The organism is Mucilaginibacter sp. RCC_168 (genome assembly GCF_041355315.1).
In the GTDB taxonomy this organism is placed as follows: Bacteria; Bacteroidota; Bacteroidia; order Sphingobacteriales; family Sphingobacteriaceae; genus Mucilaginibacter.
This window is the reverse complement of record NZ_JBFUPN010000025.1, coordinates 45,726-64,005: the sequence shown is the minus strand read 5'-3', so window position 1 is coordinate 64,005 and position 18,280 is coordinate 45,726. Positions and strand designations below refer to the sequence as shown.

Below are 18,280 nucleotides of genomic sequence, written 5' to 3'. Positions count from 1 at the left end.
ATTAATTTTCAGTATAGGGTTCTCCGGTTAGCCAAATTACAAAAAGTTCACTATTATCCTTCAATTTTTTCATTTCTTCATAATCATCTATCTCATAACCCTGTGAATCGACATTGAGGACACCGACGCCAATATGATTAATCAGTTCATAAGCAGATAAAAGCGTGCCAATAGATAAAAGCTTACTCGAAAACGTCGAGATGACTGCTTTACACCCCCCAAGTATCGTCAAAGACTTATGATAATTATAGATGGCTTTAGTTAAACGAATATAGGCTTCAAAAGGGTTTCGTTCCGGCACGTACATCAGGTTTTGTGGCTCTATACCCAGCCGGTCAAACAACAGCTGGTGATAGGTCTGGATCAATTGATCCGACCTTCGCGGGTCTTTCGAAGGAAAAGGCAGTACCGGGCAAATCTCGTTCGGCCGGATCTGCACATGCGCTTTTTCTAAATGTTCAAGTTTATCTTCACCTAAGATAGGAAACCATACCACCGGCTCTTCACGCTCTGAAGCCAGTTCAAGCGTCCCGCCAAACCCATGCAAGTACCCAATATCTTCATCAATACCTTTCTCTTTGATTTTGATATCAATGTCCGCATTTTCGGACACGACAATAAAGAAATTCGGCGGGGTATCTGCCGCGAAGCGATCTATAAAAGATAAAAATTTACCAACCAACGAAAAATATACCCCGCGTGGCAGCGAACTGATATCGATAATAATGTCGGTAAAACCGGCAATTTGGTTAAAATCGGTCAATAAACCGGCTGCCTGCCGGTCGCCGATCCGCTGTTTTTTTCCCTGGTTCTTTTTACTCCAAAGCGAAATTTGTTTTTCTACCAGCGGTCTGGTACCCAAAAGTTTTTGTAATTCCGTATAATTAGCGGCGACCTGTGCCGCGTATTTATTGGAACTTGACTCTTCTCCTTCTTCAAAATCGATCATCCAGCAGGTCATATCAACCGAGGGACTGTTATACAATAAATTTGTTAACGCAATATTCATGCGAACATCAAAGCCTTTACCAAGTATAAAAAGCAACTTGCGCCCGGTCTGAGAAAAGTGTTCTTTCCAGAATACGGAAGTTTGCTGTCCTTGTATCAGCATGGATGGATCCCAGCGTAATTTCATCATACTTTAGTCCATTTAAGCAATTCATCCGTTGATTTATGACGCCATCCGCCGTAAGCGAAGGATAAATTAAATTTAAGGCAGAGCCAACGGTTCAGGTAATAGACATCGTTCAGTTTCCCAGGCGCACCTTGTTTAACCTGTTTGACTTCGAGTAAATTAAAGGAAACACAGGTAGATATGACATCGATAAGGGGTTGTTTCGCATGATCTTCAAACCATTCGCCAGTCTTCCGAAATAAAGATTGTTCATCCCGGATGGCAAAACCCGTTACGCCTTCCTTATAAGGTGCACTCGGCCTGTAGGTTTCCCGGTAGCAAAACTCCCCTAGTTTTGTTAAAAATTGGATCACCTGGTTGGAATAAGGAAGTATTTTCGCCAATTCGCTCCATTTATTTTCAGCCACTTCTTTTAATATCCGCTGTTGATCGCCGGATTCCAGATTAATCTGGTAACCGGAGAGCTTATTGGAAAGCATCTCCTCGAATAAGTTAGCAGAAAAAGACAAAAACTGTTCAATATTGTTGGAAGCCAGCCTGGCAAGGTCATTGAAACCAAAATAATATGGAATGGAATTTTCATTGGCAATAAAGAGTTTGGATATCCCGTCCATTTCCGCTTTGAACTTTTCGAATAATTCCTGTTCGGCCAGAGGGAATTCCAAAGCAAGCTGCTGCCGGTTAAGTGTCCGGTTGATCACGATCTCCAGCTTTTTATACAGCACCGCTTTCTCCAGCGGCAATTTATCCTGACGCTCCACATAATCGATCCAATGATCGAACTTTGGTGTATAATCAGTAATCTTTTTCAAGTTGTCTTTGGATTTCTGGATAGCAGCCAGTAAATCGTCTTTGTATATCTGTTCTTCCAATACCTCGTCGAGGTAATCGCTGAACGCAGTCACATCCTCGGTAGACGTTGCTGCGCGTTTTTCGGCAATGTTACTTAATATCTTTTCAAATTTTTCCGGCTTTTCACTCCAAAACTTTTCGATATTCAATTCGTCATAGTCACGCTCTTCAAAAGACCGCAGGTTATCAACCGGCTCCAGCGCCTCCAAGCGCTCGGCAATCCATACGCTGAAATTACCTCGTTTTTCGATCACGTATTTTTTGAGCGACTGACGCTGGTTGAAAGACAGTTTGTGTGCATCATCCAGCATAAATAAAAACTGTCCCTCCAGGTTTTTACCATTCACGGTAAAATAAGCCGGTTTTAATGCTTCCATGGAAAAGAGCTCGTCATGCCCCACCGGCTTCACATCGGCGACCGGTAAAAAGCTATCTATCGCTTCGTATACCTTTTTTTCAATGCCGGAAGCCCATTGATAAAGTGCCTTTCCTGTACAGGGGAAGTCAATATCCTTGAAGTAATTATCCCGGTCATCATAATTGTAAATAATGGTCTCCAGTGTATCCGCAAAAGAGCGGTTATACTGGGAAACACTGACCAATGTTTTAAGAGTTGCCAAAACGATCCTGGCATTGAGTAGTGAGAAAAAGTAGCGTATTTTTTGGGCGGGAGAAACCTCCAGTTCCTCCAATATCTCATAATTACGGGTACATACCAGCGAAGCACCAAAAACTCGGATGGCATCATCACTGATCACGCCAAGTTTTTTTAAAATCGTGAAAATGGTCTTATACTCGGCAGCTGTTTTGTTATTAAGCAAGGTGGATAAGGTGTTCGGTTCAAAAACTCGTAAGAGTGAGGTTTTGCCCGCACCGGGTGAACTATGGATATAAACCACATTGCTCCATAGCTTTCCGTTTTTCTCTAATTCCTGTAAAGCCTCCAGTACGCTGGGACTATAAAGCTTCAAAAAATTGCTGTCTGACTCAATTTTCTCAGATGCGCGTAATCGGAAGGGGTTTCTAAGCTTACTCATCTTTATGTCTTGTTACGCGTGGAAAGAGTCCAAGTATTCCCTTATCTTCCGGAAACCAGAGAATGGGCAATGAATTATTAGGTGTGTTGTGATTTAAAACAACCGGAAGCGCACATTCGTTGAATCCAAGATATGGATCGTCATGTTTGCCCATTTCATAATGAGAGTCAACAATTGTCGAATCGAAATATTTTTTGATCAGCGTCATAAATGGGCTATCAGCCATTACTTTATTTTTGATTTCACTGCCCAGCACCTGTATGGCGTGGATCTGGAACTGAAATGAGTAAGCTGGAAATTCCGTTTTAAAATCGTTGATATTAGCTGTCAATCTCTTAATAGCCTCCTCGGTAGCGATATAGAAAATAATATGGACATCCAATAATTCATCTTCCTGGATCAGCTCATGTACAGCCGAATGCTTTTTAGCTTCTTCGTTAAAAACAGAGTTGATAAACTTAAATATTTTACCACCCCATTTACCGTTCTCTTTGCGAAAATAACTAGTGCCGCTGGCTGTAAAATCGTCAACTAAAAAGGCGGTGTTGAACTTCTTAGAAGATATCCCTGATTTTTTTAGTTCCTTTATCATATCGTCCACTTTTTCCTTGGATACTGAATAGGTGGCCAGCACCTGCTCATTACTGATCTTGGGATAACTCCGACGCAGCAAGTCTATCTTAGAACCGTCACTGAGGCCGATAAAGAGTGATCGCCGCAGAAAAAAACCATAGGTACTGCTGCGCACAATTTTTTTTAATTTATATGGGCTGAAATTACTGGAGAGTGCCGCTTTTTCAATAATGATTGGGTTGATCTTATCGGCAAAAGTAATATTCACCAAATGCAATAACTGATTGCCCGAAATAAAAATGAGCTGCGACATGATAAAATGATAGGCCACTCTTTTTTCTTCCAGTTCTTTAAACTGTCCGAGCCATTTAACGAGGCTTTCCATAAAACGGATACCTGGTGAGAATTGCTGATATTCATCATATTTAAAATTAGCTAGCGCTTGCAACATGGGGCGTTGTTTGGAAATTTCATCAGAGTTCCACTCCATGATTTTTACCAAGAGTCGTTCGGCAAGCGCAGTTCTCATTTAAGTTTAAGGTTTAAGGCGGTCTCGCCGATTTCAAGGCAAGATAGATAATATATTGTCGCTTCCACATTTTTAATGCTAGGCGATGCCAGGTTCCAACAGCTTTGATAGAGCGGAGAAACCTCATCCACACTCAACGTGTATGGTTCCGATAACAATTGGTAATCATTACCGGGCCACTGGCCTTTATCACCGATAAATAAACAGTCTGCTGCAAGGCCGCTTGCACTAGCCATTTGCTGACAATAACTTTTGATATTGAGTTTATTGGTTTGGCTTTGATCGATGATATCCATCGAATGGCTGGACTCTAATATCTGGATATGAGACAAATTTTCCAGCATGATCAGTTGAATAATACTGGATCGCACTTTATTCCAGTTTTCAGAATCGTCGATCTGTATAGTGAGTTGGCAGGGTTTGACTTTTATTTCAACCTTCACGGGAAAATCATAGCCGGTTAACCGCTCGTGCAATAATTTTAAATTTTCATTGATAGCCAAGCCTTTGTTAGGCACGGTTGCATCACCAAGCGGCGCAATTTCACTGCAATTGTAATACCCGATGATCACTTTTTCCTGTAATGTTTGCGGAATGACCTGGCAAAGCGCTTCCCGGGCCGATTTTCCCCTGCCCGTAGCGATCCCGATCACAAAGCCTTTTTCTAAAAGTGTTAAGAGATAAGGAACAACCTCTTGATTAACCCCGAGCCAGCGATTTTCGGAGGAACAGATTGTTCCATCATAATCAAAAATAACACTGCCAAAAGATGCCTTGCGTAAACCCGCAACAAAATGATCATGGGCATTATCCCAATACACCTGTTCCTGCTCACCGAGTTCTTGGTATAAGGAAACACCGGCTTTGCGAATGATCGCCATTTGTTTTTTATGCTCGGCCTTTTTCAGTTTTGTCCGGTATAACTGCTGATAATTCAAGTGATAAAGCTGGCTGCCAAAATCTGGAACCCCCGGTCGGCCGGGATCTATTCCCTGCAATTTACCTAAATCCCGGATGAAATAAAAAGATTTGATCAACAGGTCAATACTGGCTGCGGGCCCCGTTAATGTAGTTTCTATAAAAAGTGCCGGAATGTCACTCGGTAACAAAGCAAATGTTTTTGCAGCAATCTCCTTTTCGGCAGGCGTTATGATCGCGATAATACAGGAATTGGATCTGCGCTTGTCAAACCAATGGTGCCTGCCATGACCAAAATTCCGATAGTCTGAAACCAGCACATCCCCCAGCGCTGCCTCTGCAAGTTTGGATTCCATATCCGCCGCGACCGGGTGTCCCCATCCAGCATAAAGAAGGGTAAAAGTAAAATCCGGTCGAACTTGTCCGAAAAATGACTGAAGTTGCTCAAAATAAGAACTGTGGTCAAGAGTATCACTGATATTTAGCGCCACGTCTGGGCGGAGTGCCTTATATAATAAGCCAAAAAATGCAACCAAGCTATTGGTCGCGAGGAAACCATCGCCTCCGGTTGGTAAAGGGTAGGCAAAGTGTTTGCTGGTTGAAACGGACGCCGCGAGCTCACCCAAGGGGCTATCGTTCTTCATGCATAAACTGAACAAACGGTTGGGTTCGCAGGAAATCGCCGTTTTATAGGCGAAAAGAATATCGTTATTACGCCCACTGGCGCTGATAAATAAAACATGTGATTCTCGAAGCGTGTTCTGCGCATAGTGCAACTCAAGCGGGGTGATGGTTTTGGCCATCATCCCATATTGCTGGTACAACAAAACCGCATAATGACAAGCACTTAAAGAACCTCCAGAACCCACGATAAGCAACGGCTTTTTCTGATGTAATATGGCTGATCTCAGGTCAGCAGTTGATTGTTCAAGGCTCCATTCCAGTGTCGCATTTAACTGATCAAGTTCTTTAGCAAAGGGTTTTCCCATATCTGGTAAATTTAGTAAAAGGTATAGCAGTTTGGGGCGGTGTTGAAAAGTCTTCCTATTAACATTTTTATCACCCACAAAATATCACCAGGTAAAAATACTAAAAATATTAGTATTTTTGATTTTAAAATAGGTTTTGAGACGGTTTTTGTTCCAATAATATATAAAAAGAATAGTTAATGCATTTCTCATGTTTAGGCCGGAATGTGGGTTGTTAAATCCCTCAGAATCTTCGCGTATTACTGGCAGAATCGAGGTCATTTTGATTTCGGAGATAACATTATTGGATAAAATTTAATCCGCACAGCTTTCCATAGAATCGAAAAAATTCTATTACTAGTTTAGGCGTGTGTGAAATGACTTTTTCCATTCCCCTCATCGCATCTATAATCTCCTACTGATTACATTCCTACAAACAGGGGGTATTAATCATTGGATGTCCAACAGCTTAAGAATGATTAAAGCGCACTCTATTTTATAGGATAGTCTTCCTTAACCTTTAACTTCTGATAGTCATAAGCATTGCTACTGTCTAAAATAGCCAACTCGTCATAATATTTATTGACTAAAGTTTTATATGAGTTAAACTGATCTCTCCTTTCCGCTATTTGTTTAGCGTTATACTTCCAACTTTGGTCATCACCATATTGATAACATAATTCGCCATAAATTTGTGCACGCAAGACTTTTAATCTATAATCCTGCATTTTAAGTCCAACCGCTTTCTCAACCATGTTTTTAGCTTTTATCAAGTCCACCATTACTGCAGGCTGACCTGGAGCGGGTTGAACGAAAATGCTATTGAAAGTTGAATACAAGAAAGCCCTGTAGAATAAACTTGTGGTGTCTGATGGGTTTACCTTCAAATTCAAATTCAGGCTATCTTCATAGGCGGCATATTTTTTTTGATCAGGTCTAAATAAACTGCCATCGTTTAATCTCAATTTGCCAACGACAACAGTCACTGACGGTTGTGCTGAAAGTTGGAAGATCATGAATATGATCAATGTTAAAGTCAACAGGAATAGTTTATAAGCTTTCATAGGTATTTAAACGGATAATAATACAAAGTAAGGGTATCCTGTAGATTTCGAAGAAAATTACAACTATAGGTTATAATTTTTATTTAAGGATATTAAAATGTATGACCAGATAAACCAGTAACCATAGTATAATCAATGCTACTGCAAACAGCCGCTGGTTGGTTTTTCTTGATTTTTGACTATCCTTTAACAGGCGATCATCCGGCTTATCTTTCATATTATAACACCATATTTATAAGGGGTTTGTATACCGAAAGAAGTATATCTTCTACAGGTATACTTAGCAATTCCGACACAAATTTATCAAAAATGTAGGTATATACACCCACATTTTTAAAACCAAAAAAAACAAATTTCGCCTTGACAATCAGGGAATGGCAAGCGAAAATCAAAAAGATCATTTAATCCAATTCGGAAAGCACCTGGCCTCCCTGCGCAAAAACAAAAACCTATCCTACAGAAAATTAGCCCAGAATTGTGATATAGACCACGCTGATATCAGGAAATACGAAAAGGGCGAACAAAATATGACCTTCTTAACAATGGTGGAATACGCCAAAGGTCTGGGAATTTCGCTAAAGGATTTGTTGGATTTTTGAACTTCTTTTTTACATTGTGATCCCCCTCGCCAATGTATAGTGTGGCCTACTCACCTCAGCATAACAATGACCCGATTTCGTATAGGGGAATAAATGACTGGCCACCGTTTCATGAATTACCAGTAAAAATATTAAGTTTGTTTACCTAAAACTATCCTTAATAACAATTTGTATGCCTGCTCCTGATTTTAAAGAGATTGCTAACAGAGATGCCTGGAGCACAATCAGAGGTTTTGTATATCAGGTAGACCATACCATACTGAGATGGATTAACCTTCAAGCAAGCGAAGCTCTGGAGCTTGAGAGAGGCGAAGACATTGATCAGATTGGAACTGATATTCAGAATTTAGATACACGCACTCTAGAACAGCTAAAATACCGGGGATCGAAAGTAAGCCTAAACCAACAGCTTACGCTGGATATAATGAGGAACTTCTATCTTCACAGGAATAATAATCCAGCATTAAATCTGAAATTCCGATTCATCACAAATGCTGGTTACACTTTAGAAAGACCCGCAATATTTATAGATGCCAGAAAAGGCATTGATGTGTGGATGGAGCTGGCTAAATTAGACAGTATAGATCCCACAAATGAAGATTTACAGATTATCAAAAAGTATCTTTCAAAAAAGATCGTAGAAAACATAACCACCGACGAACAGGCTGAAGCAGTAATAAAGGCAGATTCACTACTGTGGGAGGAATTTGGCAACTATCTTGAAAACGACGATCAACTTATCAGTTTCGTCCAAGAATTTGAATGGTCCGTTCAAAATGCCGATCACCGACAAATAACAAAAGACATTATTAGCAAACTGGATGAGCTATATCCTGGTAAACCAGGGAAGCTAATATACGAGCGGCTTTTTCTATTTGTATTTAAGTTATTGTGTTCGCCAGGAATAAAAAGACTGAACACCAATGAACTTATTGTACAAACTGGCTTACCGGAATTGGGGGCAACAGATAAACATCTGTTTGACATTCTGAATACTGTTTTAGGCGATTTACAGGCTAAACTTACAACTCTTGAAAATGGGCTTGTCAATAATTCGACACAGATCGATCAGCTCTACCAGGCAGTAGATCTCTTAAAATCAGATACCACTTTTGAGTTCAGACTCAATGACTTGTCCATTGACCCACCTAATCTTATTAATAACGGCACATCAAGAAAGGAAAAAGCACAGGAAATCCTTGATCTTTTTCAGCTATTTGACTGGGTCGCTTTTCAAGGAATCAATGGAACCGGCAAGACGCAATTAGCTTCATTGGTATGCCGAGAATTCGCGCGTGTTTTTTGGTTGGATTTGCGTGAAATGGCATCCGATGCGTTTCGCGCACCATTAGTCATTGAAACCTTTTTAGCAAATCTAACTAATCAGCCACTTTTACCAGATCGAACCCTTTGGCTAAGAAAAGTAGTCAATAGTTTTCCGGAAAACTCAGTAATCATCTTAAATGATCTTCCAGAGATTAGTAATGATACACCAGGCCTCCTCCATTTAATGGTATCGATTGGCCTGTTTCTGAAAGACAGCAACGTAAAAATACTTACAACTTCAAACCACAAACTTCCGGTTACCCTCCGGAGTGCTGCTAGTATCAAATCAATTGAAGAATATTATGATTTTAATTTTTCTGACGATGAGATAAATGAGTGTTTGACTAACAACGGCGCTGATCAATCAGTCCTAAAATATACTAGCTTGATCGCTGCGCGATCACATAGAAATCCACGGCTTGTACTTGCCATAATTTATCACTTAAAATCGCTGAACTGGGGTGAAGGACAAAGCAGTTTGTCAACCATTGCTTTTGGTTCTGATTTTTCTGCCGACGTTATTGCCGATGCACAGCGTTCCATCAGCAGGTATATCAGGGACGAGAAAACGCGGGAGCTGCTATATCGCCTGAGCCTCATTTCCTGGGATTTTGGCATTAAAGAAGTGCAAGCAATCAGTGAGGTACCTGAAAGGATAACATTTCCAAATGAACACTTATCGACCCTTAGCAATGTTTGGATTCAGCAGCTTAATAAGCTACAATACCAGGTTTCGCCGATCATAAGTAATATTGGCGCTAACAATCTATCAAAAACAGTTGTACAACAAGTGCATGCTGCTTTCGCCGATGAACTGATATCCGGTAAGAAGATTAATCAAAAAACAGCAATTAGGGCTATATTATCCTACGTCCAGGGAGCACAATTTGACAGTGCCGGCAATTTACTTTTCAATTTTTATAGATCTGCCGTCAAAAAGGAAGAAGTTCAACTGCTCGACCAATGGGGATATTTGCGTTACTGGACCGATGTTCCTCTACCTGAAGAAATGGAACTTTCATTGCGGGTTTTTATTAAAGTAGAGCAATTGCGCTTAAATAAACTCCTTGACCGTGATACGGAAGTATTTTTTTCCACGATTCACAATTTTCTTAAACTACCTGACTTTCCAGAAAATGAAGGTATTGTTGTCAGGATCCTATTGCTGTCACAATATCCTGAACTACCGCTCAATCTTTATTGGGAATATCTGCGATTTGTGTTAGAGCGATGGCCAGAATTCTGCTATAAAGAAGATTTGGGTATTGATATGCCATTATTTTCGGGATTACTCTGGATACCTTTGACGACTATCTTTTCAGAAAATGATATCAGGCACTGGTTGGAATTGGTTGATTTGTTCACTTCAAATTTCAAAGAAGATCTTTTTGCCAACGAAGTAGCGAGTGCGGCGATGGGAATTATTTGTAGAAACATAGCTACGCTGAACCCTGACGAGCTCGAAATAACTACATTGGTGAAGTCAAGACTCGGACGCCTACAAATATTATCAGATCATTTTCATAGATTGAATCAGGATACCCTTGAAGTACTTGCAACAAGGGAAATGATAAATATCCGACTGGTAAGTTCAGATGATATTGAACAAACGAAGCATGAGATTTTAAGGAAACTAGATGAGTTTCAAGGTCAGGTTCCCAAATTTTTACTAACTGCTTACTTGGGGCGAACATTGTTAAGAAACGGCAAACTCGAAGAAGCGCGGTCTTGGTTGGACAAAGCACTATTGTTTGATTGTAAAAAACAAATTGAGTACGTTGAAGCTCTATCAAATGCTGCTAGCTCTTATATAAAAACTGATCCCCAAAAAAGTATCGATTTTTGTCTGGAGGCAGTACAAATTTCAAAATCGCGCGAACCCTTTGTTCCGGTAGAATATATGCAAGCGTTGGCCGAATTAGGCCTTGCATATTGGTTAAGCGATAATTTTCGACAAACTTTTAACACTTATGAAGTCTTGGTCAATGAGCTTTTTGATACCAAAGTCACTTCTTTTAATAAAGAATGGATAAGGATTTTTTCATTAACCGGGCATACTACTGGCTATATGTCAAGTATGATCAAAACTGGGGTTCCACCTCAGAAGGACGGTAGCGATTATTTTACGCCATATCTTGGAATGTTTACGCTTGACAACCGTGATCTTTCCGAATTCTACAAGCCAAACAACGATGCTCTCGTTGCCGCCCAGATGGCCTTCTTTGCAGATGGTCTTAATAATCCAGAGAAGTCGTACGAATGGTCATTAAAAGCGTTCGATATGGCAAGGAAAGCAAAAAATCAAGCTTCTATATTGATGATCGCAAGTACCTGCAGTCAATATGCTGTAATCAAATTTAAACCGGAAGAAGCCTTAGAGTCCTATTTGCTATTTGCGGCTGTTTCCGCTCATCTTGCAGGCGATAATCAAACAAAATATAATGGTTTATCAACTGTCGATCTAAAAGAACTTCTTAGAATAAGGCCAAGCGATAAATGGGCTACAGCTGAAAAGACAACAGTTACAATGGCTATTTTACCTTTGTTCATAAAAGTACTTGAAGCTTATCTCGATAATACTGATTACAAGGATGATTGGAAAGATAGTTACTTATATGTAATAGAGGATTATATCCCTGATGCTTCGGACAAATTACTTTGGGACCTTGTGCTCGAAATCTCTTCGAAAATCCTGGATAATCGGATCAACGTTGCTCAATTGATGCATCGGGCAAACACATTTGGTGATCAAGACCGGAAGGAATTGCAAATACTTTGTATGATCGGTGTAGCTTTTCTTACCAGAGAGAATACCGAAATAGCTGGCATCCTCCTGAATATGATACCATACTTGCAAAAGCTTTATGGTGCAACCGGAAGCATCAATAAGTTTGTATTATTACCATTTGTAAAAAACAGGTCAATACACATTATCAAGGAAGACTTTGTTGGTTCCAAAACTGATTTACAGACAATCTTGAATAAAATTGATAATATTGATGTAGTTGATCCTCATGCGATTCAAAAAGTACTTCGACCAGCTGTTGATCTTCTTTATATAAGTACTTTAGAAGACCGCAAACAGTGGCTGTATCATTTCGAGGAAATATAAGTGATAGAATTTCCGAATCACAATGAAGAAAACAGCTAACCTCCCAGAATAAGTCCACTTATCATCGCTGTAGAGTTGTTACTTATTACTGTAAACTCAAACGGCACTTGATTTATCAAAAAATACACTAAACGATAAATTCCAATCGCAGATTCGCAAAAGGCGACGAGCATATTATTTATTATATTTGGCTAACCTTTATTATTATCCAATTTAATATGCCTTTCGACAGTAACCTAGAAGAAGCCTTTTACCGGCGTTTTAATAACCTTAAGCTAATTTTCCATGCTTCAAAACGGGATTACGATATCAAAGCCATTAGGCCACAAAAGAGAAATATACCTTTTGATTTTGCTATTGAGATCGGTCACCGAGTCATTGCCATTGTGGAAGTCAAAGCAAGTGTTTTAATCGATCGATTTGACCATTCAAAAATTGAAAAGTATGCGGCGGAGAATAACATTCGTTATTATATTATCACAGATAATGAACGATTTATCATCCGGGATCATCATAACAAGTCTTTCAACTTGGAAGGAAGCTTCTATGATTTTATCAACACGATCACCAAAAAACAAGAGATCGATAGCGTTGACTTGAAAAGAAGGATCGCAGCCAAAATCCGCGATGTTATAACGAACAGCGCATTTCCTGGGTTAAATGAAACCTTGGTAGACTTTTATCAGAATCCCCTTGAGCAATTGGAGTATGATGAAATCAGCGAAAAATTCTCTTTTATTAATCCAGTCGACATTAATAACGCCGAAAACCGACTGTTCCGCCGGCTCCTGAGGGATGATAAGCCGATCACCAAGGTGTTCCGCTATACTACCCTAAATACATTGTTCTTGATACTGAGCTATAACAAATACCGGATGAATTGCCTAGTCGGTATGAATGACACCACTGAGGTGAACTATGCGGAAACCCATATCACCGGTGTAGCGCATGATTTCGCCAATGCGGCCTGGCAGACCGTGGATGCCCACAACCGGCGTTTTATTTCCTCCTGCTCCCTGAAAGAAGACGACCTAACGCAATGGCGTCTGTATGCCGATGATTCAAAAGGAGTTTGCCTGGAATACCGGATAAACACAGACATCACGAGTCCAGAGTTCCTGGTCAAAAAGATCTCCTACGGTCTGAAAGATAAAACCCATCCGGAACTGGATTTTGTTAAAAACTTAGTCAGCAAACTAAAAACCGACCTGAATGTAGATTTTGATCTTAAAACATTAAGCGTTTGGCGGCATTTTTTTAAACCCCATGATTATGCGGTAGAAGAAGAAGTGCGTATCCTATATATCCTGAACGACAGGAAGCGCCAAAAGGGCTGGTTGTTGACTAGCAGTCACAGCATATTAAACCCATATGTAGAGTTTAAGCTAAATGATCCAGACAGCCCAGTGCAATTAACCAATATCGTGCTGGGGCCAAAATGTCAGGAAAAGGAAATCAACAAAAAACAACTCGAGCAATTGATCAGAGAATTAAGAGCGAGAAAGATTGAGGATCCGGTGACGAAACTGCCCGTGGATGAATATAATATCAGCAAACTCAAAGTGGAGATCAGTGATATTCAAAATTATCGCTAATCATCACTCATAACTATCCAACCATTACAATGATCACTCACCGTTATAATCTAGCCAACGATTTTAAAAACACACTAAAAAACTGTGACGAATTGTGGGTGGCGGCAGCTCTTATTTCTGAAGATGGATTGGACTTCCTACAAAACAATATTAATGAAGAAGCTACACAGCATTACCTTGTCGGCATTGACCTACCTACCTCCCCTTCTGTACTCCGAACACTGATGGAAAAGAGCGGCGAAACATTTAATGCCAGCTTATACCTGAAAGAAAATAAATTCTACCACCCTAAAGTTTATATTGTGCGAAACCACCAAGGCCTTATTGCGTTTGCCGGTTCAGGCAACTGTACTCTGGGCGGCTTTGAAAAGAACGTAGAAGTCACTTTAAAAACGGATGACCTGCCAACCTGTAACGAACTATTAAAATGGTTCAACAGTCAGATGAAACAAGGCAAAGCCATTTCTGAAGAATTTATCAGGTCCTATGAGCCTGTATTTGAGCGACGTAAGGCCAGATTAAAACAAGATCGAAAGGAAATGGAGCAATTGGTATCTCCAAACGTCATCAACCTTGATAATATCGATTTCAGTGATCAATTCTTCGAAAAAGCACATTACGAAGCCTTCAACGGCATTAAGCCATATAGTTACGAACCAGCGGTAGATAGGGAGCGCGAAGCCGTCAGAGCAAAGCTATTTCAATTACACCATCTATTATATACGAAGATCAAAAAAGATAAAAAGTGGGACCTCCATGACCATTATGAATTTGAGCATACCGTATCTTCCGCTGTCCATAACAATTATACCAGCGAAGACCTTGACGGCATTTGGCTGCATTATGGCAGGAACAAGGCGCAAATAAAGGCCTACGGAAAAAATGAAACGCCCATCAATTTCATGCGAATGCAGGTTATCATCCATAAGGATTCGGTCGGTATTTGGAACAGGATCGGACGCGATAAAAATGGGAGTAAGATTGACCGCGACCATTTGCAACAAATGTTAGAAAATGATGAACAATTCCTGCAAAAACTCTTTTCACATATCCACAGCCTACCAGAAGGTTATTTTATTATTATCAATAATCAGCCGCTCAAATATGTCGACGAATTTGCTAATGCGCAAGAACTAGCGGATTATATCATACCCGACGACCGACGCTATTACTTTTTCATTGGTAAAAACTTTAGCCCCGGCGACAAACATCTATCTAAAGAACACATCGTACAAACTATACTAGATAATTTTGAAAAATTATACATTGGTTATCAAATGATCCTACATCAAATGAATATATAGTTATCGAGAAGAGCTTTGCTAAATAAGAATCTTATAGTGGACTAACTGGTTTGCGGTTTATAATAATCCAGATGTCCCTATAACTTGCGAGTCAAAGCATTTACCCGATCCTACTCCGCCTTTTCGGCAGCAGACATCACATCACCATCTTTAATCTTGACCATATCCTTGAATTTGAAATATGCCTGTGTTTCAGAAAAGCAAACGTGGCCGGAGTCAGGCATTGTTTTTTTTGAAAGTCAGGCGACCCAATACGCTGGAAGCCTGTTGCGTATGAAAGTAGCAAGTGGCTTCCGGCGCGCGATTTATTCGTTTTTCAGCCTGATCAACTTTTGATAAACATCCTCCCAATACCTGCGTTTTTTTTCATCAAAGTCCGCATATTCAGGGTCGACGTGCCGGTAATGGCGGTAATCATCCGCCTGTAAAATAGCCAGTGACAAATCTGTCACGGCTATTTCCTTTCCTTCCAAATCAATGATTTTTAACTTGCTCATCTTGTTCGTTTAATTAAGCTGCTTTCTTGGTACGCCTTTTAGGTTTCAGCGGAACGATTAGGGCAACTGGTGGAGTGACTTTAATGGGCTGCATCCTGAACTCCTTGAGGTTGAGGAAAAAGCCCCGATTGATTAGCACCCCCTCCCGGAGCAGTTGCCATAAGAGGGATGCGCCGATATTTGCCAAAGCCGAATTGATAAATAAATCCTGTTTAGTGAGGGCTTCCGCTAAAGAACAGCTTGGTGTTCTGTCGGTGCTTTCCGAGGCCAAAAGCAATTCCCTAAATTCATCCGTAATCATTGGCAGGGTTTCCACTGTTTGGTACTTTTTCATTTCCGGCTGTGGTACTTTACCAATGGTTGATAGCAACACCTGCCCGGAAAAACGGCTGTTGCCAAAGTCCATGTAATAAACTGGTCTGTTCCTCCCATACCCATTACAGCGTTTGTAAAGATTTTTCAAAATGTCGGCAATTTCCAGCCTTGCCTGTACGGTATCCACGCAGGATATGGTCAGCCCCGCCTGTGCCAGATCGGGCTGTTGTTTTAAACCTGCTTTATCGTACCGTGCGGTTACCGCTTTCCAGTTCGTTCCGAAGAACAGATTTACCCGGTTGATGAGGGCTACGGCCTTATATTGTTTGAGTTCGGCCGTTGCGAATAGCTGTCTGCCGAGGTTCGCACGTTCCACTTTATCATCATCAAACAGGCGGACAATTAAGCCGGGATGGTTCAGTTCCATAAGCGCATGGTTCATCCTCGCCAAAGCCGTGAGTACCTGGCTTCCTGTCCCCCCTGCCCCGATCAGGTTAACCACAATCGGATTATAGGGGTTGAGCCATTCCTTTTCCACGATATGAACGGCTGTCAAAGGCTGTTTTATTTTGAGCTTCTTCATCGGATAAGTTGGTTAAGGGTTAAACCATTTTTGACCAATAGCAATTCGTTAAACCTGTTTTCGGTATTTACCTGCTGCTGCCATAATTGCACGATATTCCCGTTTATCCGGCTTCCCCCGCTAATGGTGTGGCTGAAATAACTGCCGAAAAAGTAAGCCTCCCACTGCATCATAAAATTTTCGAGATAAGTACTTCGGTCAATGTTGATGTTCACATTGCCCATGCAAACCCGTCCATCGGAATAGATATTAAAATAGGGCGCATAATGCAAAGCTGTTTTGGCGGTGGGTTTGGACTTGCCTTTGACGGCAAAAACCGAAAGACTGTCCCTTGTGGCTTTCCATACCATTGCCGGAACATAAGCCCTACCGCAGGGGATGCCCAAACTTCCCGCAAAAAACAAGTCCCTTTGCTGTGGCGGGGTGTACCAAACGGCATAGCCCGAACTATCTGATTTTAAGTAAAGCAGGTTATTCGGAAGCAGACCCTTTGATTTCAGATACCCGTTCTGCATTTCGGCGCTGCTTTGCAGCAATTCCGCTAAAGCGAGACTTTCCTTTAAGGATAAGGGATGCGCATTGATGGGGTTACCCTGCAAACCAATATCGTAGCTTTCCACATAGATGGAATTAGCTTCATCGGTATTGCTAGTATAGTCCTTTTCCCGCTCGCAATTGTAAATCAACAGGGCTTTATAGGGTATATACATATCGTTAAAGTCGCTGGTTACATTATTCATGGTCGTATTTATTTAGTATTCCACATAATTTATCTATCAGGTCAAAAAGCCTTTTTTCAAAATCCAAATCATTCAGGACTTTGGATTGCGGGGTGTCAAATAGCTGTATAGATGTCGGCTCGTCTGTTACCCCGCATTCCTGAAACTCGTTATTGATCGTATCGAAAAGCATATCATAAAAGCTGTCATTGCTGCTCCAGTAAAAACTAACATACTGCTCCATCCTGACCCTTTCGGTTTCTTCGGGTGCTATCAACTCGTCATGGATATTGTCAAAAAGGGAACGATGGGGATATGCTGCATACAAGGTTAGGAACTGGTCAGCCAAACATTCCGTTTCCAAGTCCCAATCTTCCGTTTGCCTGTAGGCTTTGATATTAGCTTCCCATTTAAGCAGGTAGTTATTGTCCCGAATAAGGGTTACGAGGCGGTCACCCGCATGGTTGAGCAAGTCCATCGCTTCCGTTTGTTCCTCCCTATATTGCTGCTCTTCTTCGCCCTCGTCATCCGCTTCGTATATCCATTGTTGTAACATATCATACTCACCGGACAAATAGCTGTCACTTTCGGTATAGTAGGGTGTTTTGGCGATTTGGTACAGGTAGGCATAAACGGACAGGAGCATTTCCGTTAAAGGCTGCTGTTGTGCAGTCTGCACCAAGTTCCATAACGGCCTGACCGGGATATAATACAGGCAATGCCCCGTATCAAAGCCTTTGAGTACCGCCAGTGTTGCGCTGTGGTTGCTGTCTTTGATAATGATACACTCCGCATTGTTATCTTTCAGCTTTAGGGCTTCCTTTACCTGCATATAGGCGGTTGTCACATTCTGCGGAAAAACTGTTGCCGACACATCGGGTACAGGCATTTCATAGACCGCGCACAGGTTAGCAAGGGAGCGGAAAAACTCCGCTTCCACCTGCCTGTAGTTCCTCGCCTGTATCGCCCAAAAGGGCAGAAAACGGAATTTCAGAAAACCATTGGTACGATGCCCTGCGGTGCGCTCCTTGGCGGGTTGCGTAGTACCTCTCCGGCATCCGGCAGTTTGTCGAGTTGTTGGGTAAAATTTCTGAATAGCTGATGCAGTTGCCATTGGTCGTTTTCTTTAATGATGGGTATCCTCCTTTTGATTT

14 protein-coding genes are annotated in these 18,280 nt (G+C 41.1%); 4 read left to right on the top strand and 10 right to left on the bottom strand.

Translation table 11 applies throughout. The features are described 5' to 3' along the window. Position 1: 1 nt before the first annotated feature. From AB6735_RS22340 to AB6735_RS22315, 6 genes are all read right to left on the bottom strand, one after another. A complete protein-coding gene (locus AB6735_RS22340; protein ID WP_370998297.1) occupies positions 2 to 1,138 on the bottom strand; it encodes a hypothetical protein in 1,137 nt (378 codons plus the stop codon). After that, positions 1,135 to 3,024, bottom strand: coding sequence for a hypothetical protein (locus AB6735_RS22335; RefSeq protein ID WP_370998296.1), 1,890 nt, complete (start codon positions 3,022 to 3,024; stop codon positions 1,135 to 1,137). The genes AB6735_RS22340 and AB6735_RS22335 overlap by 4 nt, the downstream gene beginning before the upstream one ends. Then, positions 3,017 to 4,126, bottom strand: a complete 1,110-nt coding sequence (locus AB6735_RS22330; protein ID WP_370998295.1) for a hypothetical protein — start codon at positions 4,124 to 4,126, stop codon at positions 3,017 to 3,019. Before AB6735_RS22330 ends, AB6735_RS22335 begins: the two co-directional genes overlap by 8 nt. After that, positions 4,123 to 6,033: a hypothetical protein gene (locus tag AB6735_RS22325; RefSeq protein ID WP_370998293.1), complete on the bottom strand. Its 1,911-nt coding sequence runs from the start codon at positions 6,031 to 6,033 to the stop codon at positions 4,123 to 4,125. The genes AB6735_RS22330 and AB6735_RS22325 overlap by 4 nt, the downstream gene beginning before the upstream one ends. Before the next feature lie 470 nt (positions 6,034 to 6,503). Then, positions 6,504 to 7,076, bottom strand: a complete 573-nt coding sequence (locus tag AB6735_RS22320) for a hypothetical protein (protein ID WP_370998292.1) — start codon at positions 7,074 to 7,076, stop codon at positions 6,504 to 6,506. A gap of 79 nt (positions 7,077 to 7,155) precedes the next feature. After that, on the bottom strand, positions 7,156 to 7,293 hold the full coding sequence (locus AB6735_RS22315; protein ID WP_370998291.1) for a hypothetical protein: 138 nt from the start codon (positions 7,291 to 7,293) through the stop codon (positions 7,156 to 7,158). Positions 7,294 to 7,450: 157 nt separating this feature from the next. Between AB6735_RS22315 and AB6735_RS22310 the strand changes: the two genes are divergently transcribed. The 4 genes from AB6735_RS22310 (at position 7,451) to AB6735_RS22295 (ending at position 15,012) form a co-directional block, all read left to right on the top strand. Beyond that, positions 7,451 to 7,675, top strand: coding sequence for a helix-turn-helix domain-containing protein (locus AB6735_RS22310; protein ID WP_370998290.1), 225 nt, complete (start codon positions 7,451 to 7,453; stop codon positions 7,673 to 7,675). A 172-nt stretch (positions 7,676 to 7,847) separates the two neighbouring features. After that, on the top strand, positions 7,848 to 12,113 hold the full coding sequence (locus AB6735_RS22305) for a hypothetical protein (protein ID WP_370998289.1): 4,266 nt from the start codon (positions 7,848 to 7,850) through the stop codon (positions 12,111 to 12,113). Between the two features lie 218 nt (positions 12,114 to 12,331). Beyond that, complete coding sequence (locus tag AB6735_RS22300; protein ID WP_370998288.1) at positions 12,332 to 13,708, top strand: DUF2971 domain-containing protein; 1,377 nt, start codon at positions 12,332 to 12,334, stop codon at positions 13,706 to 13,708. 29 nt (positions 13,709 to 13,737) lie between these two features. Then, a complete protein-coding gene (locus AB6735_RS22295; protein WP_370998287.1) occupies positions 13,738 to 15,012 on the top strand; it encodes a phospholipase D family protein in 1,275 nt (424 codons plus the stop codon). A gap of 305 nt (positions 15,013 to 15,317) precedes the next feature. On the opposite strand, the gene AB6735_RS22290 is transcribed toward AB6735_RS22295, so the two are convergent. The 4 genes from AB6735_RS22290 to AB6735_RS22275 are packed head-to-tail and all read right to left on the bottom strand — an operon-like array spanning position 15,318 to position 18,240. Continuing rightward, the gene (locus AB6735_RS22290) at positions 15,318 to 15,509 is read right to left on the bottom strand and encodes a hypothetical protein (protein WP_370998286.1); all 192 of its coding nucleotides are present in this window, start codon (positions 15,507 to 15,509) and stop codon (positions 15,318 to 15,320) included. A gap of 13 nt (positions 15,510 to 15,522) precedes the next feature. Further along, a complete protein-coding gene (locus AB6735_RS22285; protein ID WP_370998285.1) occupies positions 15,523 to 16,407 on the bottom strand; it encodes a PRTRC system ThiF family protein in 885 nt (294 codons plus the stop codon). Next, positions 16,404 to 17,147 (bottom strand): PRTRC system protein B, encoded by a 744-nt coding sequence (locus AB6735_RS22280; RefSeq protein ID WP_370998284.1) that lies wholly within the window; start codon positions 17,145 to 17,147, stop codon positions 16,404 to 16,406. Before AB6735_RS22280 ends, AB6735_RS22285 begins: the two co-directional genes overlap by 4 nt. Next, positions 17,140 to 18,240: a hypothetical protein gene (locus AB6735_RS22275; protein ID WP_370998283.1), complete on the bottom strand. Its 1,101-nt coding sequence runs from the start codon at positions 18,238 to 18,240 to the stop codon at positions 17,140 to 17,142. Before AB6735_RS22275 ends, AB6735_RS22280 begins: the two co-directional genes overlap by 8 nt. Positions 18,241 to 18,280: the final 40 nt, after the last annotated feature.

Bases quoted from the DNA above. Each gene is read 5' to 3' on its own strand.
- AB6735_RS22285 (WP_370998285.1), bottom strand. From the start codon at position 16,407: ATGAAGAAGCTCAAAATAAAACAGCCTTTGACAGCCGTTCATATCGTG.
- AB6735_RS22295 (WP_370998287.1), top strand. From the start codon at position 13,738: ATGATCACTCACCGTTATAATCTAGCCAACGATTTTAAAAACACACTA.
- AB6735_RS22300 (WP_370998288.1), top strand. From the start codon at position 12,332: ATGCCTTTCGACAGTAACCTAGAAGAAGCCTTTTACCGGCGTTTTAAT.
- AB6735_RS22330 (WP_370998295.1), bottom strand. From the start codon at position 4,126: ATGAGAACTGCGCTTGCCGAACGACTCTTGGTAAAAATCATGGAGTGG.
- AB6735_RS22340 (WP_370998297.1), bottom strand. From the start codon at position 1,138: ATGATGAAATTACGCTGGGATCCATCCATGCTGATACAAGGACAGCAA.
- AB6735_RS22335 (WP_370998296.1), bottom strand. From the start codon at position 3,024: ATGAGTAAGCTTAGAAACCCCTTCCGATTACGCGCATCTGAGAAAATT.
- AB6735_RS22325 (WP_370998293.1), bottom strand. From the start codon at position 6,033: ATGGGAAAACCCTTTGCTAAAGAACTTGATCAGTTAAATGCGACACTG.
- AB6735_RS22320 (WP_370998292.1), bottom strand. From the start codon at position 7,076: ATGAAAGCTTATAAACTATTCCTGTTGACTTTAACATTGATCATATTC.
- AB6735_RS22315 (WP_370998291.1), bottom strand. From the start codon at position 7,293: ATGAAAGATAAGCCGGATGATCGCCTGTTAAAGGATAGTCAAAAATCA.
- AB6735_RS22305 (WP_370998289.1), top strand. From the start codon at position 7,848: ATGCCTGCTCCTGATTTTAAAGAGATTGCTAACAGAGATGCCTGGAGC.
- AB6735_RS22310 (WP_370998290.1), top strand. From the start codon at position 7,451: ATGGCAAGCGAAAATCAAAAAGATCATTTAATCCAATTCGGAAAGCAC.
- AB6735_RS22280 (WP_370998284.1), bottom strand. From the start codon at position 17,147: ATGAATAATGTAACCAGCGACTTTAACGATATGTATATACCCTATAAA.
- AB6735_RS22290 (WP_370998286.1), bottom strand. From the start codon at position 15,509: ATGAGCAAGTTAAAAATCATTGATTTGGAAGGAAAGGAAATAGCCGTG.
- AB6735_RS22275 (WP_370998283.1), bottom strand. From the start codon at position 18,240: ATGGCAACTGCATCAGCTATTCAGAAATTTTACCCAACAACTCGACAA.